26 protein-coding genes and 1 pseudogene are annotated in these 24518 nt (G+C 71.5%); 15 read left to right on the forward strand and 12 right to left on the reverse strand.

Annotated features, from left to right (window positions below):
* Positions 1–9 precede the first annotated feature (9 nt).
* Complete coding sequence (locus ACTWQA_RS39350; protein WP_305920453.1) at positions 10–318, forward strand: YbaB/EbfC family nucleoid-associated protein; 309 nt, start codon at positions 10–12, stop codon at positions 316–318.
* 4 nt (positions 319–322) lie between these two features.
* On the opposite strand, the gene ACTWQA_RS39355 is transcribed toward ACTWQA_RS39350, so the two are convergent.
* The 3 genes from ACTWQA_RS39355 to ACTWQA_RS39365 form a co-directional block, all read right to left on the reverse strand.
* Positions 323–1306: an NBR1-Ig-like domain-containing protein gene (locus tag ACTWQA_RS39355; RefSeq protein ID WP_443164021.1), complete on the reverse strand. Its 984-nt coding sequence runs from the start codon at positions 1304–1306 to the stop codon at positions 323–325.
* An 86-nt stretch (positions 1307–1392) separates the two neighbouring features.
* Complete coding sequence (locus tag ACTWQA_RS39360; protein ID WP_443164022.1) at positions 1393–1761, reverse strand: hypothetical protein; 369 nt, start codon at positions 1759–1761, stop codon at positions 1393–1395.
* Between the two features lie 147 nt (positions 1762–1908).
* A complete protein-coding gene (locus tag ACTWQA_RS39365; protein WP_443164023.1) occupies positions 1909–2310 on the reverse strand; it encodes a hypothetical protein in 402 nt (133 codons plus the stop codon).
* Positions 2311–2429: 119 nt separating this feature from the next.
* Here ACTWQA_RS39365 and ACTWQA_RS39370 point away from each other — a divergent pair.
* Positions 2430–2489, forward strand: a pseudogene (locus tag ACTWQA_RS39370) (hypothetical protein); the annotation flags it as partial.
* Positions 2490–2675: 186 nt separating this feature from the next.
* Here the strand turns inward: ACTWQA_RS39370 and tnpA are convergent.
* Positions 2676–3107, reverse strand: coding sequence for an IS200/IS605 family transposase (gene tnpA, locus ACTWQA_RS39375; RefSeq protein ID WP_443164024.1), 432 nt, complete (start codon positions 3105–3107; stop codon positions 2676–2678).
* Between the two features lie 24 nt (positions 3108–3131).
* On the opposite strand from tnpA, the gene ACTWQA_RS39380 reads away from it, so the two are divergent.
* From ACTWQA_RS39380 to ACTWQA_RS39390, 3 genes are all read left to right on the forward strand, one after another.
* Complete coding sequence (locus ACTWQA_RS39380; protein ID WP_443164025.1) at positions 3132–4448, forward strand: RNA-guided endonuclease InsQ/TnpB family protein; 1317 nt, start codon at positions 3132–3134, stop codon at positions 4446–4448.
* Positions 4449–4494: 46 nt separating this feature from the next.
* Complete coding sequence (locus ACTWQA_RS39385) at positions 4495–4752, forward strand: sensor histidine kinase (protein ID WP_443164026.1); 258 nt, start codon at positions 4495–4497, stop codon at positions 4750–4752.
* A gap of 73 nt (positions 4753–4825) precedes the next feature.
* Entirely contained in the window at positions 4826–5236 is a 411-nt protein-coding gene (locus ACTWQA_RS39390) for a response regulator transcription factor (protein WP_443164027.1), read from the forward strand.
* A 57-nt stretch (positions 5237–5293) separates the two neighbouring features.
* Here the strand turns inward: ACTWQA_RS39390 and ACTWQA_RS39395 are convergent, their stop codons facing one another.
* Entirely contained in the window at positions 5294–5950 is a 657-nt protein-coding gene (locus ACTWQA_RS39395; protein ID WP_443164028.1) for a LuxR C-terminal-related transcriptional regulator, read from the reverse strand.
* 32 nt (positions 5951–5982) lie between these two features.
* Complete coding sequence (locus tag ACTWQA_RS39400) at positions 5983–7470, reverse strand: histidine kinase (RefSeq protein ID WP_443164029.1); 1488 nt, start codon at positions 7468–7470, stop codon at positions 5983–5985.
* A gap of 332 nt (positions 7471–7802) precedes the next feature.
* On the opposite strand from ACTWQA_RS39400, the gene ACTWQA_RS39405 reads away from it, so the two are divergent.
* Positions 7803–9284, forward strand: coding sequence for a TRAP transporter substrate-binding protein (locus ACTWQA_RS39405; protein WP_443164030.1), 1482 nt, complete (start codon positions 7803–7805; stop codon positions 9282–9284).
* On the opposite strand, the gene ACTWQA_RS39410 is transcribed toward ACTWQA_RS39405, so the two are convergent.
* The 3 genes from ACTWQA_RS39410 to ACTWQA_RS39420 all read right to left on the reverse strand — a co-directional run bounded on the left by ACTWQA_RS39410 (position 9225) and on the right by ACTWQA_RS39420 (position 12301).
* On the reverse strand, positions 9225–10769 hold the full coding sequence (locus tag ACTWQA_RS39410; protein ID WP_443164031.1) for a sensor histidine kinase: 1545 nt from the start codon (positions 10767–10769) through the stop codon (positions 9225–9227). The two genes, ACTWQA_RS39405 and ACTWQA_RS39410, sit on opposite strands and share 60 nt — an antisense overlap.
* Positions 10770–10773: 4 nt before the next feature.
* Positions 10774–11127, reverse strand: a complete 354-nt coding sequence (locus ACTWQA_RS39415; protein ID WP_443164032.1) for a response regulator — start codon at positions 11125–11127, stop codon at positions 10774–10776.
* Positions 11128–11197: 70 nt separating this feature from the next.
* Positions 11198–12301 (reverse strand): LuxR C-terminal-related transcriptional regulator, encoded by a 1104-nt coding sequence (locus ACTWQA_RS39420; protein WP_443164033.1) that lies wholly within the window; start codon positions 12299–12301, stop codon positions 11198–11200.
* Positions 12302–12529: 228 nt separating this feature from the next.
* Here ACTWQA_RS39420 and ACTWQA_RS39425 point away from each other — a divergent pair, with 228 nt between their 5' ends.
* Positions 12530–13003, forward strand: a complete 474-nt coding sequence (locus ACTWQA_RS39425) for a hypothetical protein (protein WP_443164034.1) — start codon at positions 12530–12532, stop codon at positions 13001–13003.
* 85 nt (positions 13004–13088) lie between these two features.
* A complete protein-coding gene (locus tag ACTWQA_RS39430) occupies positions 13089–13340 on the forward strand; it encodes a YciI family protein (protein ID WP_443164035.1) in 252 nt (83 codons plus the stop codon).
* A gap of 38 nt (positions 13341–13378) precedes the next feature.
* Here the strand turns inward: ACTWQA_RS39430 and ACTWQA_RS39435 are convergent, their stop codons facing one another.
* The gene (locus ACTWQA_RS39435) at positions 13379–13669 is read right to left on the reverse strand and encodes a hypothetical protein (RefSeq protein ID WP_443164036.1); all 291 of its coding nucleotides are present in this window, start codon (positions 13667–13669) and stop codon (positions 13379–13381) included.
* A 267-nt stretch (positions 13670–13936) separates the two neighbouring features.
* On the opposite strand from ACTWQA_RS39435, the gene ACTWQA_RS39440 reads away from it, so the two are divergent.
* From ACTWQA_RS39440 to ACTWQA_RS39450, 3 genes are read left to right on the forward strand one after another with little or no spacing between them, the layout of a single operon-like run.
* Positions 13937–15460 (forward strand): circularly permuted type 2 ATP-grasp protein, encoded by a 1524-nt coding sequence (locus ACTWQA_RS39440; RefSeq protein WP_443164037.1) that lies wholly within the window; start codon positions 13937–13939, stop codon positions 15458–15460.
* Complete coding sequence (locus ACTWQA_RS39445; RefSeq protein ID WP_443164038.1) at positions 15457–16347, forward strand: alpha-E domain-containing protein; 891 nt, start codon at positions 15457–15459, stop codon at positions 16345–16347. Before ACTWQA_RS39440 ends, ACTWQA_RS39445 begins: the two co-directional genes overlap by 4 nt.
* A gap of 11 nt (positions 16348–16358) precedes the next feature.
* The gene (locus ACTWQA_RS39450) at positions 16359–17168 is read left to right on the forward strand and encodes a transglutaminase family protein (RefSeq protein WP_443164039.1); all 810 of its coding nucleotides are present in this window, start codon (positions 16359–16361) and stop codon (positions 17166–17168) included.
* Between the two features lie 154 nt (positions 17169–17322).
* Here the strand turns inward: ACTWQA_RS39450 and ACTWQA_RS39455 are convergent, their stop codons facing one another.
* Positions 17323–18738: an MFS transporter gene (locus tag ACTWQA_RS39455; protein WP_443164040.1), complete on the reverse strand. Its 1416-nt coding sequence runs from the start codon at positions 18736–18738 to the stop codon at positions 17323–17325.
* Positions 18739–18801: 63 nt separating this feature from the next.
* Here ACTWQA_RS39455 and ACTWQA_RS39460 point away from each other — a divergent pair, with 63 nt between their 5' ends.
* From ACTWQA_RS39460 to ACTWQA_RS39475, 4 genes are read left to right on the forward strand one after another with little or no spacing between them, the layout of a single operon-like run.
* On the forward strand, positions 18802–19758 hold the full coding sequence (locus tag ACTWQA_RS39460; protein ID WP_443164041.1) for a LysR family transcriptional regulator: 957 nt from the start codon (positions 18802–18804) through the stop codon (positions 19756–19758).
* Between the two features lie 28 nt (positions 19759–19786).
* Complete coding sequence (locus ACTWQA_RS39465; protein WP_443164042.1) at positions 19787–20707, forward strand: NUDIX hydrolase; 921 nt, start codon at positions 19787–19789, stop codon at positions 20705–20707.
* Between the two features lie 31 nt (positions 20708–20738).
* Positions 20739–22148, forward strand: coding sequence for a benzoyl-CoA 2,3-epoxidase subunit BoxB (boxB, locus tag ACTWQA_RS39470; RefSeq protein WP_443164043.1), 1410 nt, complete (start codon positions 20739–20741; stop codon positions 22146–22148).
* Between the two features lie 33 nt (positions 22149–22181).
* Positions 22182–23873: a benzoate-CoA ligase family protein gene (locus ACTWQA_RS39475; RefSeq protein WP_443164044.1), complete on the forward strand. Its 1692-nt coding sequence runs from the start codon at positions 22182–22184 to the stop codon at positions 23871–23873.
* On the opposite strand, the gene ACTWQA_RS39480 is transcribed toward ACTWQA_RS39475, so the two are convergent.
* Positions 23852–24466: a class I SAM-dependent methyltransferase gene (locus ACTWQA_RS39480; RefSeq protein WP_443164045.1), complete on the reverse strand. Its 615-nt coding sequence runs from the start codon at positions 24464–24466 to the stop codon at positions 23852–23854. The genes ACTWQA_RS39475 and ACTWQA_RS39480 overlap by 22 nt on opposite strands.
* Positions 24467–24518 lie beyond the last annotated feature (52 nt).

Below are 24518 nucleotides of genomic sequence, written 5' to 3' on the forward strand. Positions count from 1 at the left end.
GGAACCACGATGACGACACCTCGTTCCGGCGATCCGGAGATCGACCGCGCCCTCGCGGAGCTGGCGGCGCACGCGGCCGGGTTCGAGGAGGCGACCCGCCTGCTGGCCGAGACCAGAGGGCGGGGCGAGAGCGCCGGCGGCCAGGTCGCGGTCGAGCTGTCGCCCAGCGGGTCACTGACCGCGCTGCGCATCGATCCCCGTGCGCTGCGGCTGGGGTCGCAGGCCCTGGCCGAGGCCGTGATCGAGGCGTACCGGCGGGCCGAGGAGGACGTGGCCGGCCAGTCCTTCGACGTGGCCAGGACGCTCTTCGAGCGCTGACCCGTCAGGCGACGACCACGTCCAGGAAGATCGGTTTCTTGGCGGCGAGCAACTCGGCCCCGGCCGCATCGGTCATCTTCCAATAGATTTTGCATCGGCCGGGGGAGCCGGCGGCGCGGACGCGTACCGCGATCTCGACCGACTGGCCCGGCTGGACCGGGCGGATCGCTACCCGTTTCGGCGCTTTGCACGGGGTGTCGTTCAGGCGGGTGAGATAGCGGTCCTGCCAGGGGACGGTGCCGGCGTTCCTGATCCGCCAGACCTTGGTGAACTCCGTCCCCTTCTTCACCACCGTCCCGTCCGGATGGGTGACGTCCCCCTCGAAGACGGAGTCGTCGAAGGAGGAGTTCGACGGCGCCGGGGTGCTGCGGGCGGCGGGCTCGGCCGGCTCCGGGGCCGGGGCGAGCCAGGCGAAGAGCGCGGCGGCGAGACCGGTCGCGCCGGTCACGATCGCTGCGATCAGGGATTTGGATGGGGTGGATCGGGCTCGGGCGACGGGGTTCTCCGCCATGAGGACCTCGGTTTCGGTGGCCCCGGCCACCGTTTCGAGGTCGGCGGCATGGGACGCGGCATCGGAGCGCACATGGGCGTGAGGTGCGGTCTCGGGGCGGGATGCGGCCTCGGGAGGGGGAGCGGTCTCGGTCTGTGCGGTGCTCGCGGCCAGCTCCCAATGGGCCCGCCATTCGCGCCGGACCTCCTCGGCGTCCCGCCCCAGCCGGTCGACCGCCAGCACCCGGACGAACTCCCACGTCGTCTCCCAGGTCGGCAGCGCGCTCCCGCGGGCCGCGGCCGCCAGCGACGATTTGGAGGCCGCCGCGCCGAGGCGCGAGGCCATGTCGGCGAACGAGGGGTCGCCCGCCTGTTCCTTGAGCTCCCACAGCCGGTGTGCGAACAGCGCGACAGGGCCGGACGCCGGATCCGGCCGGATCGGCTTGCGCCCCCGCCGCGACGCCGCCGCTTCGTCCTGAGGTCCGGACGACTCCGCCATCCCACGGAGGCTACCAAAACCATCGAAAAGGGGGCCGGGCCCCGGCAGCGCGGCCGGGGCCCGGCGCGGAACACGGGATCAGGGCGTCAGCCGCAGTGCGAGACTTCCTTGATCGACTGCACGGTGGGGCGCGCCCCCTTGAACTTCTTCTTGTCGAAGTCCCCGCCCCGTACCCAGATGCAGGCGTCCTTCGCCTGCGCGACCCGAATCTTGATCCCGCGTGAGTGCTTGCAGCGGTTGTGGAAGTAGACCGTTACGCTCGTCGTGCCGTCGTCGCCGTAGGAGTAGCTGAAACAGCGCGTCTTCCCCCGGATGACGTCGAGCGCCTGCTGCGGGGCGGCGGAAACGGCGGCCGTATTGGAAACGGCGAACGACGGGGCCGCCGCCGTTGAATAGGCGAACATCGAGCCGGCCATCGCGGCGACGGTGAGCGTGACTTTCCCACGAATTCTCATGGCAAATTTCCCCCATTTCGCTGGGTGGTGGTCGTTCTTTCCGCCACCAACTGTCGCGTGCCGTCGCCGCCACTGCCAAGCGATCAATGTCCGAACATTGTCCAATGCCCTTTGGACAATAAAACGTGCAGGTCGGAGCGAGCAGTTTTAGCAGTCGCCGCAAGTGGAGCAGCTGCTATCCGCATGCCGGCAATAGCAGCGGTCGTCGCATGGGCGGCCGGCCGTTTGCTCCATCTCGGTGAATGTACGATTGATCGCCCGCTGTACCTCGGTGTTGAACAGCGTTTCCACCAGGTGCCGTTCCGTGAATTCGACGTCCCGCAGCGCCAGCCCGTGGGCCGCGTCCTCGCACAGGCGCCGCGCCTCATCCGGCGCCGTGCCGGTGGCGGTCAGCGGGTTGAACGCGCCCCGGGCGTCGTCCTCGGCCTGGTCCTCGACCGCGTCCAGGAGGTGCGCGGCCGGCCGAAGAACCGGCCCGCCTCGGCCAGGGCGGCGGCGCTGCCGGGCCGTTGCGGTTTTCCGCCATCGAGTTCGGCGGGCCGCCTCCATAGTCATCCGGGCGGCGGCTGCCTAGCGTGGGGCGGCGTGATCAGTCTCAAGGGTTTTAGCAAGCGTTACGGCGGCCGACTCGTCGTGGACCACTGTCGCTGGAGTTGAAGCCCGGCACGGTGACCGGCTTCCTGGGGCCGAACGGAGCCGGCAAATCGACGACGATGCGGCTCGTGCTCGGGCTCGACCATCTCACCTCAGGCACGGCGCTCATCGGCGGCAGGCCGTACCGGAAGATCAGGAACCCGCTGAGCACCGTGGGGGCCTTCAGGCGGGTGGTGAAGGCCCACGCGGGAAGGCCCCAAGGGCCTGAGCGTGCCCAAACCCGCGCTTTGGAACCAGTCGTGACCACGTCTGGTCTTGTCTCATTTCTGGGGCCGGTCCTGAGACTGGAGGTAGGTGCGGACGGTGGCCAGGTTGGCGTCGCCGGTCGAGCCCGCGTAGTAGGAGCGGGACCAGAAGTGGCCGCCCCACAGGTGTGTGTGGACGTGGGCGCTGTATTCCTGGCGGAGGTAGCGGGCCGAGACGCCTTTGAGGGAGTTGACGAGGGAGGACAGGGCGACCTTGGGCGGGTAGCGGACGAGGAGATGGACGTGGTCGTGTGCGCCGTTGAAGTCGGTCAGCTCGCAGTCGAACTTCTCGCACACCTCTTTCATGATCTGTTCGCAGCGTTCCAGCATCGGGCCGGTGAGTGCGTCCCGCCGATATTTCGTGACAAACACCAAATGCGCGGACAGGTCGTGTACGCAGTGACGTCCGGTTCTGATGTCCGGGTTGGGTTCCCATCGCGGTGACATACACCAAACGATAGAATGAGGCGCGTGGAGCGGGAGAAACGCAACCGCGCTCATGTCGCCCGCCTGGAGTTGGACCAGCGGCAGAGCGCCGTGTTGGACGGCCAAGGGCACAACGCTCGCACGCTGTGGAACCTGTTGCACGAGTTCTTCACCTTCCGGCAGGGCCGGTTCGCCTCCCTGGCCCAGTGCGACGAGGCCATCCGGGCCGCCCGCAAAGAGATCGACTGGCTCAACGACCTGCCCGCCCAAGCGGCGCAGGCCGTGCTGAAGACCTACCGGCAGGCGTGGGCGAACTACTTCAACCCCGACCACCCGGCCGGGCGCCCCACGTTCAAGAGCCGGTACCGCTCCCGGATGGCGGTGGACGTCCCTCAGGCGCGGGACCTGAACATCACCCGGATCAACCGGCGGTGGGGCGCGGTCAATATCCCCAAACTCGGCCGGGTCCGCTTCCGGTGGACCAAGGACGTGCCGGGGGTCACGAAGGGCGGCTCGGACGGGAAGATCACCGGGGCGCGGCTGGTGAAGGAGGCCAATGGCTGGCACATCGTGTTCCGTATCCAGACCATGCAGGCACCCCAGGCCCCGCATCCGGGGTCGCACACCGCGATCGACCGGGGCATCGCCGTACCGTTGGCCCTGGCAGGCGGAGAGAAGATCTTTCACCGGAAAGAATGGCTGACCGACGGGGAACAGCAGCGCCTGCTCCGCCTGGAGCGCAAAGCCGCCCGCCAGAAACGAGCCGCAAAACCCGGACAGCCGACCAGTAACCGGCTGAAGACAACCTACGACCAGATCGCCCGCCTGCGCGCCAAAGCCAAACGCCGGGTCATCGACTGGCAGCACCGAACCACCGCCGAGCTCACCGACCGGTTCTCCGTCATCGTGCTGGAAGACCTCAAGGTCACGAACATGATGGCGAGCGCCTCCGGCACCCCCGAACAGCCGGGCACGAACGTCGCCCAAAAACGCGGCCTCAACCGCGCCATCGCCGGACAGGCATGGGGCCGCACCGCCGAGTTCCTCACCTACAAGGCCACCGCCAAGGGCGGAAAGGTCGCCATCGTCCCGGCGCCGGGCACCAGCCAGGAATGCCACGCCTGCCACACGATCATCGAGGGCTCCCGCGAGAGTCAGTCCCGGTTCGTGTGCAAGAACCCAGCCTGCGGGTGGATCGGCAACGCCGATGTCAACGCCGCCCGCACCCAGTTGTACCGGTACAACTCAGCCGCCGGACGGGCGGTCACCGGACGTGGAGGCCCTGCGGTATTGGGGCCGGTGAAGCGTCAAGCACCTCATGGCGGGACTACCCGCACCACCCCGCAAGGAGCGGCGGCGTAGCGGCCATGAGAATCCTCCCCATTCATGGGGAAGTGCACGTCAATTCGTGGCCCGCGAGGCCATCACGAACGCGGTCAAGCACGCCGGAGCACGTGACATCCTGGTCGTGTTGAGCGAGGACGAGCGGACGGTGCGGGTGGCGATCTCGGACGACGGCAAGGGCGGCGCCGAGCCGTCGGGCGGCGGGCTTTCCGGGCTGGCCAGGCGGCTGCTGGCGCTGGACGGCGAGTTCGTCGTGGACAGCCCGCCCGGCGGCCCCACCAAAATCGTCGCCACGCTGCCGAAGGCCGAGCCGTGCGGGTGATCCTGGCCGACGACTCCGTGCTCCTGCGCGAGGGCCTGACCCGGCTGCTCGACAACGCCGGCCGGAGGTCGGCGTGCTCGTCCTGTCCCAGTACGTCGAGCAGCACTACGCGGCAAGGCTGCTGGCCGGGCGCACCGAAGGGCTCGGCTACCTGCTCAAGGACCGGGTCTCGGAGGTGGCCGATTTCCTGGAGTCGCTGGAGCGGGTGCGTACGGGCGGCACCGTGTTCGACCCCGAGGTCGTGCGCCAGCTCCTCGCCCGCACCACCCACGCCGACCCGCTGAGCAAGCTGAGCCCGCGCGAAGCCGAGGTGCTGCGGCACCTCGCCCAAGGTCTGACGAACGCCGCCGTCGCCGCGCGTATGCACGTCTCGCTCAGCACGGTCGAAAAGCACGTCAACGCCATCATGGACGAGCTCGACCTGCCCCGCGACCCCGGCTACAGCCGCCGCGTGCTCGCCATCCTGCGCTTCCTCGACAGTTGAGACGGCAGGGATGCCAGGCAGGTCTCGGCGGGGGTGAGCGTCCGAATCGTCCGTGGGTCAGCGGGTGCCGGCTGAGCGGAGGAAGGCCAGGACGGCGAGGACGCGACGGTGCGAGGCCGGGTCGTCGGCCAGCCCGAGCTTGGCGAACACCTGGGCCACGTGGGCCTCGACGGTGCGGTCCGTGATGGTCAGGCGGGCGGCGATGGCCTTGTTCGACATGCCCTCCGCCACCAGGCCGAGCACCTGTCGTTCGCGGTCGGTCAGGGCGTCCAGCGGGTCCTTGACCCGGCGGCGGCCGAGGATCCGGGACACGATCGTCGGGTCGATCACGGTCTCGCCGTCGGCCAGCCGGCGCAGCGCGTCGACCAGGATGACCGGGTCGAACACACGCTCCTTCAGCAGGTAGCCGACCTGTTCTGGGCGCTCTTCGAGCAACCGCAGGGCGTAGCCCGGCTCGACATACTGTGACAACACGAGCACCCCGACCCCAGGATGGTCCGCCCTGATCCGCTCGGCCGCCACCAACCCCTCGTCGGCGTGCGTCGGCGGCATCCTGATGTCCACCACGACAAGGTCGGGTTTCTCGGCGTTGACCAGGGCCAGGAGCGTCCCCGCGGCGTCGGCCTGGCCGGCGACGGTGAATCCGGACCGGCCCAGCACGTGCGCGATGCCCTCGCGCGTCAGCAGGGAGTCATCGGCCACGACGACGCGCATAAGATCTCCAGTCCACGGCGGGTGAGTCGAATCTAACTGCCTGCCGCCGCACTGTCAGCGGCGACGATCGCCACCAGGCGGTCCGGGGTGATGGTCAGCCGCCCGCCGAGCGCGGCGACCCGGTCGGCCAGATGGCTGGGGACGGGCGGGACCCGGCCGTCGACCTGGAGGGTCAGCGTGCCCCCGTCCTCCATCACCGCGACGGCCAACGGCCCGCCGGCGGCCTCGAAAGCGTACTTGGCCAGCAGGTACATCGCCTGCTCCACAGCCGGCGCGAGCCGCCCCGCGGGCGCCTCGCCGACCTCGACGGGCACGGGAGCCTGGTCCGCGAGCGACCACAGGGCGGAACCCAGCCCGGCCTCGTGCAGGATGGCGGGGAAGATGCCGTGCGCCAGTTCGCGCAGCTCCCGCAGAGCGGTCTGGGCCTCGTCGAGGGCGTGTGCCAAGGTCGTGTCGCCGGGAGCGTCCGCCAGGGCCAGCCGCAGGTCGTACGTCAGCGCGAGCAGGCGTTGCTGCGCACCGTCGTGCAGATCCCGCTCCAGCCGCCGGCGCGCCTCGTCACCGGCCTCCACGACCCGCGCTCGGGAGCGCCGCAGGTCCGCCATCTGGGCGAGGACTTCCGCGCGCAGGCGTTCGTTCTCGATCGCCAGCCGGGCGGCCGCGCCGATGCGCTCGGTCAACTCCCGTCCGCCGGGATCGTGGCAGATCACCGCGATCGGCGCGCCGTCCCTGACGACCGAGGTGGCGACCTGGCCCGGACGCGGGGCGGCGTCCGTGGCGGCGCCTGTGGAGTCCACGTACCGGCCCGTGAGCGGCAGCCAGTACGCCACGGTCAGCGACGGATCGCCGGTCATCCTGCGCAGCGCCGCCTCCAGCGAGCCGGGCGGCGGCGCGGAGCCCAGCGCCTGGGCCAGCCGGGTGACGGCCGCCCGGCGCAGCCACGCTCGCGCCTGCGCCCAGCCGAGCGCGCCCGCGAGCAGGGTCAGCCCAGCCGCCGTGGCGAAGAAGAACGCCTGGTGGATCGGGCTGGACGTGGACTCGGGCGGACCGGCCAGCCGGGCCGCGCCGTGCCCGGCCCACGCCGCCACGGCCACCGCGCACGACGGCAGCACCACCCCTCGGGTACGGCGGGAGGCAGGCGACATGCGGATGTACCCGGCCGCGGCCACTGCGGCCGTCACCAGCCCGAAGACCACCGCGAAAGCCGCCAGCGCCAGATCGAGCGTCCTGGCCGCCTGCGGCCACGCCCCGACCAGGAGCATGTTCTCGCGCGAGCAGGTACGCCAGCAGCCCAGGTCGAGGAACGGGTCGTAGACCAGCGCCCACGCGAGGACGGCGACGGCAGTGACGGCATAGCCGGCGATCATCAGCCGCCCGCGCAGGGCCACCTGGGCGACAGCGGGCAGGACGAACGGGATGGCCAGCGCGCCCAGCGTCTTGGCGACCGGCGGGCCGGCGGGCCAGCCGGCCCAGATCTGTGCCAGCCAGCACGCCCCCGCGGCGAAGGCGGCAGCGCCCATGCTCGCGGCGCAGCCAGAACAGGCTGCCCGCCGCCAGCAGGCCCAGCCCAGCGGCGAACGTGGCGGCCGCCGCGGCCGGCGACTGCGCGGCATAGGTGGTGTGCGTTCCTTCCAGGCCGGTGAACACGGCGAACGTCCCGCCGGCGTACGCGAACGCCACGATCGGAACCACGAAACCGAGCCGCACCCGCCGATTGTCACACCGCCGCATCCCCGCCACCATCGGTGCCAGCACGGATGCGATCGGCCGCGTGGCCTGAGGCTCGCCGCGATGTGCCGCGCCGGCCGCGCGCCTACAGTCGCTGCCGATCCACGAAAGGAGGGGGTGGCGAATGAAGGGCATGAGAACCGGCGCCGCGGCCCTGGGCCTGGCCGCCGTGCTCGCCGCAGGGTGCGCGGCGCCGTCCGGCAACGTCGACAAGGCCGGGGCGGGCACGAGCGTGAAGGCGCTGACCATCGGCACGGACGACCAGCCGGGACGCCCGGCGGCGGCCGCGATCGAGGAGTTCGCCCGGCAGGTGAGCGCGAAATCGGGCGGCCGGTTGCGCATCCAGCCGCGCTGGCGGGCGGCGGGCGAGGGCGCCGACGATTGGGACCAGCAGGTGGCGCGCCTGATCACGGGTGGCCGCCTGGACATGGGGCTGATCCCGTCGCGGGCCTGGGACACCGAAGGCGTGACCAGCCTGCGCGCTCTGAGCGCCCCGTTTCTGATCACCTCGGAGGAACATCTTCGCCGTGCGCTGTCCAGTGATCTGTCAGGCCCGATGATGAAGGGCCTGGACCGGGTCGGGGTCACCGGGCTCGCGCTGCTGCCCGAGGGCATGCGGCGGCCGTTCGGGTACGACACGCCGCTCCTGTCGCCGGCCGACTATGCGGGCGGCCGTATCAGGGCACCCCACTCGGCCACGGTCTACGCCACGCTGCGGGCCCTGGGCGGCGAGCCGGACGACTACACGGCGGACGGCGCGCTCGACAAGGCCTTCGCGGACAAGTCTCTGCGCGGGATGGAGACGAGTTATGCGCTGGGGGCGGAGTTCAGGTCGATGGTGGGGACGGGCAACGTCACGTTCTTCCCCAAGGTGAACGCGCTGGTGATCAGGAGCGACGTGCTCGGCCGGCTTCCCGGCGACCAGCGGAAGGTCCTGCAGGACGCGGCCGCGAGCGTCTTCGCCTGGTCGTTGGAGCGCCTGCCCAGTGAGGCGGACGAGGCCGAGCGGTTCTGCGGCAAGGGCGGAAAGGTCGTGCTCGCCTCCGCCGCCGACCTCCAAGCCCTGGAGACAGCCGTGCGGCCGGTGTACGCCGAGCTGGAGCGGGACGCCGTGACCAAGGAACTGATCGGCCGCATCCGGCAGCTGAAGGCGGGCTTGCCGGATCAACCGCAGGCAAGAGCCTGCGGGATGGCAGAACGGGAAGCCAAAGCTGCGCCGAGCCGCGACCCTGGCCCATTCCCGGAGGGCGTCTACCGCGTGGAGATCACCGCGGAGGAATTCCTGAAGGCGGGGGCGAGGCAGGCTGAAGCGGAGCAGTTCGGCGGGGTCAACACGCTGACCGTCAAGGACGGCACGTGGCAGCAGCGCAATCCCCGTGGAGAGCCCGTGTGCGGCGGGCCCTACTCCGTCACGGACGGCCGGATCAAGTTGCAGCTGGACGGGGTCTGCGGCCCCAAGGACTGGTGGGTCTTCACGGCGACGTGGACCCTCGACGGGAAACTTCTCCGTTTCGTGGACTACCAGCAGGGCGACAAGAAGGCCGCCTCAGAGGACCCCTTCGGCTGGACATTCTGGACGTCCAAGCCCTGGGAGAAGATCGGATAGCCCGTCGAGAGGCAGCTCGGCCGTCAGTCGGGTGCCCCCGCCGGTGGGGGAGATGATGGCGAGCCGGCCGCCGAATGTCTCGATCCGGTCCGCGAGGCCGCGCAGCCCGCTGCCTGCGGCCGGATCCGCGCCGCCCGCGCCATCGTCGGTGATCTCCACTCTCCAGGTACGGCCCCTCGGCGCCATCTCGATCGCGGCCGCGGACGCCCGGGCATGCTTGGCCACGTTGGCCAGCGCCTCGGCGCAGACGTAGTAGACGGCGGCCTCGAGCTCGGCCGGGAGGCGGCCCTCGGCGAGGCTGAGCCGGACCGGCACCGCCGAGCGTTGCGCGAGCGCCGTCAGGGCCGGGCCGAGGCCGCGCGCCAGCTCACGCGGATGCAGCCCGCGGGCCAGATCGCCGAGTTCCTCGATGGCCTGCCGCAGGTGAGGCCGGTCGGGCAGGGCCACCAGCAGCGCCGACAGCCGGCGGACCGGGCCCTCGTACAGGCGCTCTTCCAAGCGGCGGCGCTCGTCGTCGGCAGCCACCAGCAGGCGGCGCCGGGAGGCCGACAGCTCGGCCAGCTGGGCCCGGATCTCGGCGTGCAGGGCGGCGTTCGCGGCGGTAAGCCGGGTGGCGGCGGCGACGGCCGCGACGAGGGCGGGGTCGGTGAGCACCGAGCGGTCGTGGACCAGCACCGCGAACGGGCTGCCGTCGTGGGAGACGAACGTGGCCGCCTCGCCGCCCGCCCCCGTGGGCAGGGCGATGCGGGCTTCGACCTGGTCGACGTAGCCGCCGTCGCGCCAGTACCCGACACGCAGGCCGGGATCGCCCAGGACGTCGGCGAGCGCGTCGCGGAGGGTGCCCGAGCCCCGCTGGGTGAGCTCGACGACCAGGTCCGTGACCGCCTCGTCGTCCCTGCGCCGCATCGTCACGGTCAGCGCCACCGCGATGCCGGCCACGACCGCCTGGTACGCCAGAGTCACCCAGGCGGCCGCGTCCCCGGCGGGGAAGATCAGACGCGTGCCGGCCGCTGCGTACAGGATCAAGGCGAAGGCCGCCGTGGCCCGCGTCGCCACTCGCTCCCGGCGGCCCGCTGCCGTGCGGACGCGGAGCAGGAGCAGGACGGTCACCAGCGCTACGCCGACCAGCGGGCTGGACCAGAGATGCGCCACGGCGACCAGGTAACCGGCCCCGATCATCGCCCACTGCGCGCGCGAGGTCGGCCGCCAGCCCGGGAAGGCGAGGAGCAGGTGCACCAGCGGCGCCCGATGCCAGTACCAGAACGGCTGGCCCAGGTTCCCCGCGAACCACGCGAAGCCGGCCGTGATCAGCAGGACCGCGGCGCCGCGACCGGACGGCCACATGACCAGGCCCGAGCCCACCAGCACCAGACCGGCCAGCAGGTCCGGCACCCACCTGGCTGGATCAGACCAGCCGAGCACCGCCCACTCCGAGGCCACGCCCGCGACGAACGCCACGGGGAGGAGGGCCCACCGCGTGTTCATCGTCTCAGTCCAGGAGGGCGCGCAGAGCCGGCCCGGACAGCTCGTGCTTGGCCAGGAAACCACGTGCGGCCGCGGCGCGCAGGCGGGGGCCGTACGTGACGCCGTCACGGCTGGAGATCAGCACCACGTCAGGCGGCTCCGGAGTGGCGGCCAGCGCGCGGGCGACGGCGAAGCCGTCCAGGTCGGGAAGCTGGATGTCCAGTAGGACGACGCCTGGGCGCAGCCGGGCGGCCGCCCCGACGGCCTCCGCGCCGCTCGCCGCCTCGCCGACCACCTCGAAGCCGTCGGCCTCCAGCAGAGCACGCGCCGACGACCGGAAACCTTCATGATCGTCAACGATCAGCACACCGCGGGCCACGCCCCGATCGTGACACGCCCGGCCCCGCCGGGCATCCGTGCCACCACCAGACTGAGGACACACGACAGATTCAGGCACACAGGGCCCCGCGATCGGCGACGCCCAGTTTCTGATAGATCCGGCACAGATGGTTGGCCACCGTGCGGTGCGAGAGGACCAGACACTCGGCGATCTCCCTGTTCGACAGCCCCCACGAGGCAAGCTGGGCGATCTCCCTCTCGCGCGTCGTCAGGTCCGGCCGGCCCGGCTGCAGGCCGGACCGCGGCCGCGGCAGCGCGCCGAGGTAGCCGCGCACGGTGAGCACACCCGCGCGACGGCGGACTACCTCGCCGTAGAGCGGGTGCGCCAGCCGTACCCACACCGATGTGCCGCTCCCGCCGCTCACGATCACCCCTCTCCTCTCCAGCCGCTTGGCCGCGGCCCGCGACGACTCGGCCGCGACCACCGCGGCGTCCAGTGGCTCACCGAAGGCGACCAGCTCCACCACCTCGCGCTCGGCGTCGTTCAGCGGACCCATGAACGATTCGATCAGCATGGCGAACCGCGAGCTCATCGACAGATCACCCTGCCAGCGCCACATGCCGGCGCGCAGCTCCAGCGATCCGCTCGCTCGCCCGCTGGCCACCAACTCCCGCAGGAATCGCACGTTGCCCCGGGTGGCGTGCCAGAGCCGCCTCGCCGTCGCGCCCTCCACCCTGCCGCCGAGCGCGGCGGTGAGCACTTCTGTCACCTGGTGCTGGTTCAGCGGGAGCAGGTCCAGACGCTTGATGAGCCCGTCCCGCCATAGCGAGGACAGCGCGTCGGGCAGCGCTCCCGCCCGGACGGCCGCCAGCAGCCGGGTCCCGTGGTGGACGACGAGGTGGTGGATCAGGGCCGCCGACCAGCTGTCCAGCAGGTGGGCGTCGTCCACGATGAGCAGCGCGGCGGCGTCCCCCAGGATCTCTGCCGCCCAGCGCAGCGGATTGGCCGGCACGTCCGGCGGGAGCAGGTGCGCGAAGGCGCCGAACGGGACGCTCGGCTCGGCCGCGACGGTGACGAGCCCACCGCCCGCACGCCGCGCGGCCTCCCGCAGCAACCTGCTCTTGCCGGCCCCAGCCTCCCCGACGGCGACCGCCCCGGAAGCGAGGGACTCCAGTTCGGACCTGCGAGCGGTGAACGGCCATTCGGATTCCACTGGCACCTCCCCACCCGCGACGTTAGTCAGGAGTGCGGCGCCGGAGATCCGGGCTGGCCCGGATCCGGGATCCGGGCCAGCCCGGACTTGCGGCGCCGGCCACATCCGAGCCAGCCCTTTCCCGCCGCCGCAGAGCCCCGCCGGTTTTGAGTAGGGGCTACTCATGCGGCCCGGGGTGCCGCGCCTTCAAAGTCATCGGAGTAGGCACTTCCGACACAGGGGAATCTCATGAAGGCAAGAATGCTCGTCGGCGCCGCCATGGCGTCGTCCTTGATGACCGCCGGGTTGCTGTCGGCATCCGCAACGCAGGCAGGGGCCACCACGACGGTACAGGCCGCCGTCACGGCGCAGAACTGCGACATCCGGGACGGCACGTCGCGGACCGGCTACCGGACCGGCAGCAACCCCACCAGGTACGAGTACAACGACACCCCGTACCTGGGCGCCCGGTACAACTCGTGCACGAACAACGTCACCCTGTATTACGGCGGCTATGGTGACGCGCCCGGCTATTACTACAACCTCCGCACCGGTGCCGGAGCGCAGCGGGAGGTGAAGGCGGGTGTCGCCCGCAAGTTCACCTTCACGGCTCCCGCCGGGTCGTACGTGGACGTCATGGTCCAGCTCTGCAGGAGGGGCATTCCCGGCCAGAGGTCGAGCTGCACCCGCTGGTCACCGGTGGTGCGCGTCGCCCTCGTCTAGCGGCCACTCTCGAGCAGCATCCGAGCTGGGTGTCGAATGCCAGGTGCCGCCGATCGTCTCTCTTATAAAGAGCAGAAAGAGAGACATGCCATGGTTCGCCGCCCACGCGGGCAAGGCCCGCATGGGCGGCAAGCTCCAGCCCCCGCATACCGCCACCACCGTGCGCCTGCGGGGCGACGCGGAGCCGATGATCACCGACGGGCCGTTCGTCGAAGGCAAAGAGGTGGTCAGCGGGTTCTGCGAGATCGACGTCGAGGACCTGGACGAGGCGCTGCGCATGGTGCGCACCTGGCCGGCCTGCCCCACCGTCGAGATCCGCCCCGTCGAAACCAGATGAGCCGCGTCAGAACGCCATCCGGGCCAGCCAGTGCTCCATCAGGGCGCGGTCCCCGGTGATCTCCACCCGGGCGTCGCCGAGGGGAGGCGGCGTGAGCACACCAGCATGAGGTCTGCCGCCGCACCCGACACCACCACGTCGGCCTCGGCCGGGACCGGCCCGCGCTCGCACCGCAGCCCCTCCGGCGTCCGGATGAGCACCCAGCCGTCCCCCGAGCGGGGCCGCACGCCGAGCCGCTCACCCCGGCCCCGCAACTCCACCAGGTCCGGCTTGAGCTGCTCGGCGCCCGGCGAAGACGACCACGTCCACTTGCTCGTGCACGCCCGCACAAGATCTCCATCGGCAAGCTGGTCAGCTCCCTCAAGGGAGTCTCTTCCCACTACCTGCGCAAGGAGTTCACAGGACGCGTCAACCGGCCAACATGCATGGTCACTTCTGGTCCCTGCCCTAGTTCGCGGCGTCCTTACGGCGGAGCACCCCTGTCGATCATCGAGCGGTACGTCGAACAACAACGTCCGTCCGCTGAGCTCTGAAGGTGGCGTTCTATGTAACATGCGACGTCATTGCCCGAAACATACTTTTCCTATAAATCGGTCATGGCGGACATCTTTGATACGTATGTCATGGCCGGAGCGTGGGATGAGATGTTCGAGCGGCCGGGCGTGCCCCGTCGCCAGTACCAGGCGTTGTTCGCCGCGCTCCAGCCGCTCGGCGCCCGCGAGCTGCGGACCAGGGCCGACCAGCTCGCCAGGATGTTCACCGATCGCGGGGTCACCTTCGACTACGCGGGCGTGGAGCGGCCCTTCCCGCTCGACCTGATCCCGCGGGTCATCGACGCCGCCGAGTGGGATCTCGTGACGCGCGGCGTGCGGCAACGGATCCGCGCCCTGGAGGCGTTCCTCGACGACGTGTACGGCGACCGCCAGGTCTTCCACGACGGCGTGGTCCCCTGGCGCCTGCTGCACTCCAGCCCCCACTACCATCGCGTCGCCCACGGCTGGCGCCCGCCCAACGGCGTGCGCGTCCACGTCGGCGGCACGGACCTGATCCGCGACGAGCAGGGCGTCTTGCGCGTGCTGGAGGACAACGTCCGCACCCCCAGCGGGGTCAGCTACGTGCTGGAGAACCGGCTCGCCATGACCCGCACGCTGCCCACGCTCTTCTCCGAACAGTTCGTGCGCCCGGTCGAGGAGTATCCCGCCAGGCTCCTGGCCGCGTTGCGCGCCGCCGCGCCCGCGGGCGTCGCGAACCCGACCGTGGTGCTGCTCACGCCCGGCGTCTACAACGCCGCCTACTTCGAGCACGCGCTGCTGGCCCGCCTCATGGGCATCGAACTGGTCGAGGGCCGCGACCTGGTCTGCGAGAACAACCGCCTCTACATGATCACCACGTACGGCCGCCGCCCCGTCCACGTCGTCTACCGCCGCGTCGACGACGACTTCCTCGACCCGCTGCACTTCCGCGGCGACTCCATGCTCGGCTGCCCCGGCATCGTGAACGCCGCCCGCGCCGGCAACGTCACGATCGCCAACGGCGTGGGCAACGGGGTCGCCGACGACAAGCTCATTTACACGTATGTGCCCGACCTCATCGCCTACTACCTGGGGGAGACGCCGCTGTTGCCCAACGTGGAGACCTACCGGCTCGACGAGCCGGACGTGTGCGACCAGGTCCTGGCCGACGCCGACCGGCTGGTGCTGAAACCCGTGGACGGCGCGGGCGGCAAGGGCATCGTGATCGGGCCTGTCGCCACACCCGAGCAGCTCGCGTCCGTGCGACAGGCCGTACGCGAGGATCCGCGCGGCTGGATCGCCCAGCGGCCGGTGCTGCTGTCCACCTCGCCCACCCTGGTCGGCGAGCGCCCGGCGCCGCGCCACATCGACCTGCGTCCGTTCGCCGTCAACGACGGCGACGACGTGTGGCTGCTGCCCGGCGGGCTGACCCGCGTCGCGTTGCCGGAGGGTGAGCTGGTGGTCAACTCCAGCAGAGGCGGCGGCTCCAAGGACACGTGGGTGCTCGGCGAGGCCTGCGCGCCCGCCGCCTCCGTCGCGGTGGCCGCGCCCAGCGCCGCGCAGTGGAGTCCCAGCAGGACCGCGGCCTGGGAAGGGGAACAGCAATGACGCGCCCGCTGCTCAGCCGCATCGCTGAGACGCTCTACTGGATCGGCAGGTACGTCGAGCGTGCCGACGACACCGCCCGGCTCCTCGACGTGTCCGTGCACCGCATGCTCGACGAGCCCGAGACCAACCACTCCCTCTACGCGGTGCTCGGTCTCAGCCCCGCTGCTCCCGCCAGTCCCCAGGCGGTCATCCGGCGCCTGGCCTACGACCTGGACGAGCCCGCCTCGATCGCCTCCTCCGTCAGGTCGGCCAGGGACAGCGCGCGCGGCGTGCGGGAGGTGCTGTCCAGCGAGGTGTGGGAGTGCCTCAACGTCACCTGGCACCATCTGTCCAAGCTGGAGACGCTGCCCCCGCACGCCTGCCTGGCGTTCGTCCGCGAGCGGGCCGCCCTGTTCTTCGGCCTCGCCGACGCCACCATGAGCAGGGACGACTGCTGGCGCTTCATCGTGCTCGGCCGCAGCCTCGAACGCGTCGACATGACCACCCGGCTCCTGGCCGTGCACCTGGCCAGCGACTGGCGGCTGCTGCTGCAGGCCAGCGGCGCCGACGAGTCGTTCACCAGGACGCACGGCGCCAGGGACGGCGCGGTGCTGGAGTTCCTGCTGCTCGACCGGCTCTTCCCGCGCTCGGTCGTCTACTCGCTGCTGACCGCGGAGAAGTGCCTGCGGGCGCTCGCCCCCGACACGGCCAGGGCTGGGGTGGCCGACTCCGCGCAGGCCGCGATCGGGCGGGTGCGCGCCGGGCTCGAGTACAGCGATCTGGACGAGCTCAGCGACCGGCTGCCGGAGCTGCTCGGCACCCTCCAGGAGGCGTGCGCGGCCGCGGGCGAGGCGATCACGAAGCGGTTCTTCCAGCACAGGGAGGCGATGGCATGGGTTGGCGCGTGAAGGTTTCCCACGTGACGCACGTGGAGTACGACGGTGAGGCGCGCTCCTCCTACAACGAGCTCAGGATGACGCCCGCGTACGGGGTGTTGTCCAGCCGCGTCAAAGTGACCCCGGCCGTGCCGACCTACTCGTACGAGGACTACTGGGGCACCACGGTGACGGCGTTCGACGTGCCCGAGCCGCACCGCTCGCTGACCGTCGAGGCCGTCAGCAGGGTGGAGACGAGCGGGCCGCGCACGCCGAAGGTCTCCGTCACGCTGGCCCATCCGTCGATGGAGGAGCTGCTGCGGCGCACCCCGATGACCGCCGTGAACGCAGAGCTGGACGAGCTGGCCAAGACGCAGGCGCTGGGCCGCGACCCGCACGAGACGGCCGAGGCGATCTGTGAGCTGGTCACGGCCCGGGTGGAGTACATGCCCGGCTCGACCGGCGTGCAGACCTCCGCGCAGGAGGCATGGGACCTGGGCAAGGGCGTCTGCCAGGACATGGCGCACCTGACCGCGGGGCTGCTGCGGGCCGCGGGGCTGCCCGCCCGGTACGTCTCGGGCTACCTGCACCCGCGGCCGACCGCCGGGATCGGCGAGCCCGTCGCGGGGCAGAGCCACGCGTGGGTGGAGTACTGGGCGGGGGAGTGGCTGCCGCTCGATCCCACTAACCGGACGTACGTGGGAGAGGCGCACGTGGTGGTGGCCCGGGGGCGGGACTATTCGGACGTGCCGCCGCTCAAGGGCATCTACCAGGGGCCGCCGGGGAGCCGCCAGGAGATCACGGTGACCGTCACGCGGTTGGGCCCGGCCTTGCTGCACACCCCGCCTGGCTAGGTTGCAAGGCGGGCCATCGGATTCTGGTTGGAGGCGTGGTCGCATGCTGGCCCATGACCGGCGCGGCGGCGCTCATCTCCTGGTAGCGGGAGTAGTTGCGGTCAAGGCCGAGCCGGCTCGCCACCAGGCGGCCGGTGGGGCGGCCATCGGTGAGTTACCGGCTCAAGACAGCAGCCGGGCTGCGGGCGAGCAGCACGGCGAGTGCCGCCAGGAGCAGCCAGGCTGAGGTCAGGGCTATCAGCCAGGGCCAGCCCGCGTGGCCGAACACGACGGTGCCCGCCGTGCCGCCGGCGCCGCTGCCCAGGTAGTAGCAGAGAGTGTAGAGCCCGGCGGCGCGGCCACGGGCCCGCGGGGTCGCCTGGGCGGTTACCCAGGCGTTGGCGATCGCGTGGGCCGCGAAGAACCCCGCGGTCAGCCCGGCGAAGCCGAGCGTGACCACGGGCAACGAGGCGTGCAGGGTGAGCGCCGCACCCGCGATCGTGACGAGCAGCGACGTGACCAGGGCCGCCGTACGGCCCAGGCGCGCCGTCAGCCGACCGGCGGCGGCCGAGGAGGCGGTGCCCATGGCGTAGGAGAGAAAGACCAGAGAGGCGGTGGCCGGGGCCAGCGAGAGGGGAGGCGCGGCCAACCGGAACCCGGCGGCGTTGTAGAGCGCGACGAACGCCCCCGTGGCAAGCGCCCCGACCACACACGGAACGAGCACCCCCGCCGCAGCATTTCTCCGCCCGGCCCGGCCCACGCCGCCAAGCGTCCGCCCGGCCCGGCCCACGCCGCCAAGCGTCCGCCCGGCCCGGCCCACGCCACCACTGCCCGATCCGGCTCTGGACAGCCCGAGCCGCGCCACGCCGAGCGGGGGCCGCTCGGCGTGCGTCTGGAGCGGCGGGGAGCGCACGGCGTGCGCCGTCGTGTCGGCCGGTTCGCCGGAGGACGCGGGGTTGCGCGCCGACGTGGGGTCATGGGCGGGTGAGGGGGCGGGCAGCGGACTCGGGGTGCGGGGCAGCGTCAGGGACGCGAACAGTGCGCACGCCAGCGCGACCACGGCCACCACAGCGAGGGCGCCGTGCCAGCCCAGCGGGCCGGCGGCGAAGCCGGTGCCGAGCCGCCCCAGCATCCCGCCGACCGAATTCCCCGCGATCATCGTGCCCACCGCGGCCGCCAGCCGTCCGATGCCCACCTGATCGGCCAGATAGGCCGCCGCCACCCCCGCGAACCCGGCGATCGCCACCCCCTGCACCGCCCGCATGACCAGCAGCACAGGAAAGGACGGCGCCAGCGGCAGCAGCAGACCGAGCACCGCCGACACCACCACCGACCAGACGATCATTCGCCGCCGCCCCACGGTCTCGGCCAGCGCGGCCACCGGCAGCACGGCCACCGCCAGCGCGCCGGTGGCCACGCCGATGGCGAGCGACGCGCTGCCAGGATCGAGCCGGAACGCGGCGGCCAGCTGCGGCAACACCGGTTGCGGCGCGTACAGCAGCGCGAACGACGACAGCCCCGCCGCCGCGACGGCCGCGCCCACCCGCCGGGTGTCCACCTGTGGAGGCGCGCTCTGCGCTTGGATGACCACCCGCACAACGCTAAGCAAGGCTAATAAATACGTCTAATACTGAAATAGGCGATAATTCATACTGTGCTGGATGAATCCGATGAACAACTGGCCGCCCACCTCGCGCCCACCCTCGCCCTGCTGGCCGCGGTCGGCGAGACCGGTCACGTGACGCGTGCCGCCGAGCTCCTCGGCATCCCCCAGCCCACCGCCAGCCGCCGCCTCGCCGCCCTGTCCGACCTGGTCGGCGCCCCGCTGGTGTTGCCGGCTGGCCGCGGCATCCGCCTGACCAGGGCGGGCCGCACGCTGGCCGCCGCCTCGGCCCGCGCGCTGAGCACCGTCACCGGCGCCGCCCGCGAGGTACGCGAGGAGATCGATCCGGACAGCGGCCGCATCCTGCTGGGCTTCCTGCATCTGCTCGGCCGCACGCTCGTCCCGTCGCTCATCCGCGGCTTCCTCGAGCGCCACCCGCGCGCCCGCTTCAGCCTGGCGCAGGGCTCGCGTCAGGACATGCTCCGGAACCTGCACGAGGGTGAGAGCGACCTGGTGTTCGTCGCCCCGATGCCACTGGACGACCCGGGCCTGGACAGCCGGCCGCTCGCCGATCAGGAACTGGTCCTGTCCGTGCCGGTGGCACATCGGCTCGCCACGCGCGAGCGGGTGCGGGCCGCGGAGCTGGCGGGAGAGGCGCAGGTCGCACTGGAGCACGGGTACGGCCTGCGGCAGATCGTCGACGACCTGTGCGCGGCGGCGGGGTTCGAGCCGCTGATCGCCTTCGAGTGCCAGGAGTCGGAGACCGTGCGCGGGCTGGTGGCGGCGGGGCTCGGCGTCGCGGTCCTGCCCCGTTCCCAGCCGGGACCCCGTCCGGCCACGCCGGGTTCCGCCGTTGTGGAGATCCCCCTGTCGCCGGCCATGTTCCGGACGATCGGGGTGAGCTGGCCCGCGGGAGATCGGCTGACCCCGGCGGCGCGGGCGTTCCGCGACCATGTGTGCTCGGGAACCATGGACCTGGGCCCCGGCTTCCGGCCCGCTGCCTCGTGAGCTGAGTCTCCAGGCCACACTGGGGACCATGACACATGACGGCGACGCGGGCGTGCCGGGCTCGCTGGCGAGGGTGCTCGCCGAGGTGGCGGCTGAGCGGGCGGCGCAGGACGAGAGGTGGGGCATGCAGGAGCTGCCCGACGGCACCGGAGGCGCGCGTACGACGGCCGAGTCCGACCTGGCCAGGCAGGAGACGGAGACGGCCGCTCCGTACGGCGAGGACGGTGGTGACGAAGTCCCCGCGAGAATACGCGACCAGCGGCGGCACGTCCTGGCTGAGGAGGTGCTGGAGGCGTTCGCCGAAGCCGACCCGGACCGGCTGCGGGCCGAGCTGATCCAGGTGGCAGCCGTGGCCGTCAAATGGGCCCAAGCCCTCGACCGCCGCCCAACTGGCCTCGAGCAGCGCCCAACTGGCCTCGAGCAGTGCCCTGTCGGCCTCGAGCAGGGTCCCGTCGGTTCCGACCAGCGCAGGGACGTCCTCGGCCGTCCCTCTGCTGATTCGGCCGCCGCGTCGCCGGACCGCTTCCGGGCCATCGTCGACGTCCACGTGGTGCTGCTGCGCGGCGACGAGCTCCTGCTCGCCCGCCGCTCCGGCACCGGCTACGGCGACGGGCTCTGGCACCTGCCCTCGGGACACCTGGAGGAGGGTGAACCGGCGACCGATGGCGCCGCCCGGGAGGCGGCCGAGGAGCTGGGCGTGACCATCGACCCGGCCGACCTGACGTTCGCCCACGTCATGCACCGGGCGCCCGACCGGGTCGGCCTCTTCTTCACCACCGGGAAGTGGACCGGCGAGCCGTACAACGCCGAACCCCACAAGTGCTCGGAGATCGCCTGGTGGCCCGTCCACGCCCTGCCCGCCGACATGATCGACTATCCGGCCGCGGCTATTGCGAACATCCTCGGCCGGATCCCGTTCGCCCAGCACCATTGGTCTACATCCCCTTGACGCGACTACATGACGATGTTGCGCTTGAGAGGTGTCCATCGACTACACCGAGCGCATACCGAACAACGTCGACCTTTCGGAGGACCGCCGGTTGCGGCGAGCGCTGGAGTCGTGGCAGCCGCGCTTCCTGCAGTGGTGGGCCGAGATGGGCCCGGCGCTGCCGACCAGGGACGTCTACCTCCGCACCGCCGTCTCGGTCGGCCGCGAGGGCTGGGCGCACTTCGATCACGTGCCGCTGCCCGACTACCGCTGGGGCATCTTCCTGGCCGAGCCGAAGGACGACCGCCGCATCGCCTTCGGCGAGCACCAGGGCCGGCCGGTCTGGCCGCGGGTTCCCGGCGAGCACCGCGCCGACCTGCAGCGGCTCATCGTCATCCAGGGCGACACCGAGCCGGCCAGCGTCGAGCAGCAGCGCCGGCTCGGGCTGACCGCCCCCTCCCTGTACGACCTGCGCAACCTCTTCCAGGTGAACGTGGAGGAAGGCCGGCACCTGTGGGCCATGGTCTACCTGTTGCACGCCTACTTCGGCAGGGAGGGCCGTGAGGAGGCCGAGCAACTGCTCAAGCGCAACTCGGGCAGCGAGGACTCGCCGCGCATCCTGGGCGCCTTCAACGAGGAGACGCCGGACTGGCTGTCGTTCTACATGTTCACGTACTTCACCGATCGGGATGGGAAGTATCAGCTCGGCACACTCAAGGAGTCGGCGTTCGATCCGCTGAGCCGTACGTGCGAGTTCATGCTCAAGGAGGAGGCCCACCACATGTTCGTGGGCACCACGGGCGTGGACCGGGTGGTGGAGCGCACCGCGCAGCTGATGTGCGAGCACGACACCGACGACATCGGGCCGTATGGCGGGATCCCGCTGGATGTCATCCAGAAGTACATCAACTTCCACTACAGCGTGAGCCTCGACCTGTTCGGCGGCGAGACGTCCACCAATGTGGCCAACTACTTCACCGCCGGGCTCAAGGGCCGCTGGCAGGAGGAGCGGCGCACAGACGACCACCGGCTCACCGAGGCCTTCGCCGTCGTGCCGCAGGTGGAGCGGGGCCGGCTGGTGGACGTGCGACTGCCGGCGCTCACGGCGCTCAACGCGGACCTGCGCGGCGAGTACATCGCCGACTGCGCCACCGGCGTGAACCGGTGGAACCGCATCCTCGCCGGCCATGGCCTCGACGCGACCCTCTATCTGCCGCACGTGGGGTTCAACCGCCGGGTCGGCGTGTTCGCCGGGCACCACATCTCCCCGGACGGGCGCGTCCTCGACGAAGGGTCATGGGAGGCGGCCAGGGGCCGGTGGTTGCCGACGGGCGCGGACAAGGCGCACGTGAAGGCGCTGATGCGGCCCGTGTACGAGCCGGGGAAGATCGCCGCCTGGGTGGCGCCGCCGCGCAACGGGATCAACGGGCGGCCGTTCTACTACGAGTACGTGCATCTGTGATGCTACAGGCGGTTGACGGCTCATCTGTTCTCTGTGGAGGATGCGCCTACGAATGTCCGCCTGCGGATGGGGACGGCCATGATGCCGGAGTCGTTCAACGCCAGCGTTTACCTCGTGGACCGGCAGGTCGAAGCCGGCCGAGGTGATCAGATCGCGGTGACGGGGCCCGCGGGCGCCCTGAGCTCCGTTACGTACGCGCAGCTCGCCGCCCGCGTCGCCGAGCTGGCCGCCGGACTGCGGGAGCTGGGCGTCCGGCCTGAGGAGCGGGTGCTGCTCGTCATGTCGGACCGCCCCGAGACGGTGGTCACCATCCTGGCGGTCATGCGGATGGGGGCGGTCGCCGTGCCGATCTCCACCATGTACAACGGCGCCGAGCTGGCCACCTTGTTCCGGGACGCGCGGGGGCGGGTCGTGGTGGCCACGCCCGAGTTCGCGCCGGCCGTGCGGGAGGCGCTGGCGACCGCCCCCGACGTAACGACGCTCGTCCTGACAGAGCCGGACGAAGCGGACCCGGACCCAGCCGCAGAGGACGCGGGCGCGTGGGATGCCGGGGTGCGGGTCCGGCGCTGGGCGGACGTGCTGGAGGCCGGCCGCGGCGCCGTGGCGGCCCACGGCCAGGGCGCCGGGGCCGCGTACGACAGCTGGCGCGACTCGCCCGCCCTCTGGCTCTACACCTCCGGCACCACCGGAGCGCCCAAGGCCGCCATGCACCGGCACGGCGCGATCCGCGACGTCTGCGAGACCTACGGCAACCAGGTCCTCGGCATCCGCCCCGGCGACCGGTGCTTCTCCGTCGCCCGGCTGTTCTTCGCCTACGGACTCGGCAACTCCCTGTTCTTCCCCCTCGCCGCGGGCGCGACCGTGATCCTCGACCCGGCCAGGCCCACCCCCGCCGGGGTGATCGCGCGGGTGACGGCGGACCGGCCGACGTTGTTCTTCGGCGGGCCCACGTTCTACACGGCCCTGCTCGCCGCCGGCGCCCCCGACGACGCGTTCGAGTCGGTACGGCTGGCCGTCTCGGCCGGCGAGGCGCTACCCGCCGAGATCTACCGGCGCTTCACCGAGCGGTTCGGCGTGGACATCATCGACGGACTCGGCTCCACCGAGGCCCTGCACATCTTCATCTCCAACCGCCCCGGCCAGGTACGCCAGGGCAGTTCGGGCACGGTCGTGCCCGGCTACGAGGCCAGGCTGCTCGACGACCTCGGCGCGCCGGTCCCCGACGGCGAGCCGGGCCACCTGTACGTCCGGGGCGACTCCATCGCCACCGGCTACTGGTGCCGCACCGCCGCCACCCGTCAGGTGTTCCAGGGGGAGTGGCTGCGGACCGGGGACACCTACACCCGCGACGCGGACGGCTTCTATCACTGCCTGGGCCGCTCCAATGACCTGATCAAGGCCGGCGGCATCTGGGTGTCGCCGATGGAGGTCGAGGCCAGGCTGCTGGAGCACACGTCGGTGGGGGAGTGCGCGGTGGTGGCCTACATCGACCCCGACGGGCTGGAGAAGCCGGTGGCTTGCGTGGTGCCGGCGGCGGGCCGCGCCGTGGACGCCACGGAGCTGGTCGCGTTCTGCCGCGACGGCCTGGCCTCCTTCAAGCGCCCGCGCGAGGTGCTGATCGTGGACGCGCTGCCGAAGACGGCCACCGGCAAGATCCAGCGCGTGGTGGTCCGGGACATCGCCGCCGACCTGCTGGGCAAGCGTCAGATCGGATCCGTGCCGTAGATGGAGACGGCGAACGGCCGGTAAGTGGCGGTGTAGACCTCCTGCCCGAGCCGGGGCAGCGACCTGTCCAGGTAGCGGTGCAGGCGGGTGGCCTCCGGCCACGGGTGCACCGCCACCAGGACGCCGCCCGGCGCGAGCAGCTCGCCGAGCCGCGCCGAGGCCCGGCGCAGGCGTTCCGTACGGCCCAGGTAATAGAGGGTCTCCGAGCAGAACACCAGGTCGAAGCGCTCGTCCGGGCGGTGGGTGAGGATGTCCGCCTGCACGAAGCGCACCCGCGCGTTGCCCTGCACCCGCTCGCGCGCCCGCGCCAGCGCCCGCTCGGACACGTCCACCCCGGTGATCTCGGCGTCCGGGAAGGCCGCCGCGAGCGCGTGCGTGAACACGCCCTCGGCGCAGCCCACCTCGACGATCCGCTGGTACGGCCTGGGCGGCAGGAGCTGCAGCGTGGACAGGTATTTCTGCTGCTCGTAGCTGTCGGTCGCCAGCTTCCACGGGTCCGGGTTGCGGTGCCACCAGTTGAAGTAGCGGCGCAGCAGCACGCCCTGCGCCGCCGGCGAGAGCAGGGACAGCGTACGGAAGAACGTGCGATGCATGATCTCAGGGAAGCTCGGCATGCGGTCAGCGGCCTCTCTCGACGGGGACGGA

This window comes from Nonomuraea sp. 10N515B, assembly GCF_052245915.1.
In the GTDB taxonomy this organism is placed as follows: Bacteria; Actinomycetota; Actinomycetes; order Streptosporangiales; family Streptosporangiaceae; genus Nonomuraea.

What these genes read in the sequence shown, in the direction of transcription:
- ACTWQA_RS39350 (WP_305920453.1), top strand. Translation starts at nt 10, where the DNA reads ATGACGACACCTCGTTCCGGCGATCCGGAGATCGACCGCGCCCTCGCG.
- ACTWQA_RS39355 (WP_443164021.1), bottom strand. Translation starts at nt 1,306, where the DNA reads ATGGCGGAGTCGTCCGGACCTCAGGACGAAGCGGCGGCGTCGCGGCGG.
- ACTWQA_RS39360 (WP_443164022.1), bottom strand. Translation starts at nt 1,761, where the DNA reads ATGAGAATTCGTGGGAAAGTCACGCTCACCGTCGCCGCGATGGCCGGC.
- ACTWQA_RS39365 (WP_443164023.1), bottom strand. Translation starts at nt 2,310, where the DNA reads ATGGAGGCGGCCCGCCGAACTCGATGGCGGAAAACCGCAACGGCCCGG.
- tnpA (WP_443164024.1), bottom strand. Translation starts at nt 3,107, where the DNA reads ATGTCACCGCGATGGGAACCCAACCCGGACATCAGAACCGGACGTCAC.
- ACTWQA_RS39395 (WP_443164028.1), bottom strand. Translation starts at nt 5,950, where the DNA reads ATGCGCGTCGTCGTGGCCGATGACTCCCTGCTGACGCGCGAGGGCATC.
- ACTWQA_RS39400 (WP_443164029.1), bottom strand. Translation starts at nt 7,470, where the DNA reads ATGGGCGCTGCCGCCTTCGCCGCGGGGGCGTGCTGGCTGGCACAGATC.
- ACTWQA_RS39405 (WP_443164030.1), top strand. Translation starts at nt 7,803, where the DNA reads ATGAAGGGCATGAGAACCGGCGCCGCGGCCCTGGGCCTGGCCGCCGTG.
- ACTWQA_RS39410 (WP_443164031.1), bottom strand. Translation starts at nt 10,769, where the DNA reads ATGAACACGCGGTGGGCCCTCCTCCCCGTGGCGTTCGTCGCGGGCGTG.
- ACTWQA_RS39425 (WP_443164034.1), top strand. Translation starts at nt 12,530, where the DNA reads ATGAAGGCAAGAATGCTCGTCGGCGCCGCCATGGCGTCGTCCTTGATG.
- ACTWQA_RS39430 (WP_443164035.1), top strand. Translation starts at nt 13,089, where the DNA reads ATGCCATGGTTCGCCGCCCACGCGGGCAAGGCCCGCATGGGCGGCAAG.
- ACTWQA_RS39440 (WP_443164037.1), top strand. Translation starts at nt 13,937, where the DNA reads ATGGCGGACATCTTTGATACGTATGTCATGGCCGGAGCGTGGGATGAG.
- ACTWQA_RS39445 (WP_443164038.1), top strand. Translation starts at nt 15,457, where the DNA reads ATGACGCGCCCGCTGCTCAGCCGCATCGCTGAGACGCTCTACTGGATC.
- ACTWQA_RS39465 (WP_443164042.1), top strand. Translation starts at nt 19,787, where the DNA reads ATGACACATGACGGCGACGCGGGCGTGCCGGGCTCGCTGGCGAGGGTG.
- ACTWQA_RS39480 (WP_443164045.1), bottom strand. Translation starts at nt 24,466, where the DNA reads ATGCATCGCACGTTCTTCCGTACGCTGTCCCTGCTCTCGCCGGCGGCG.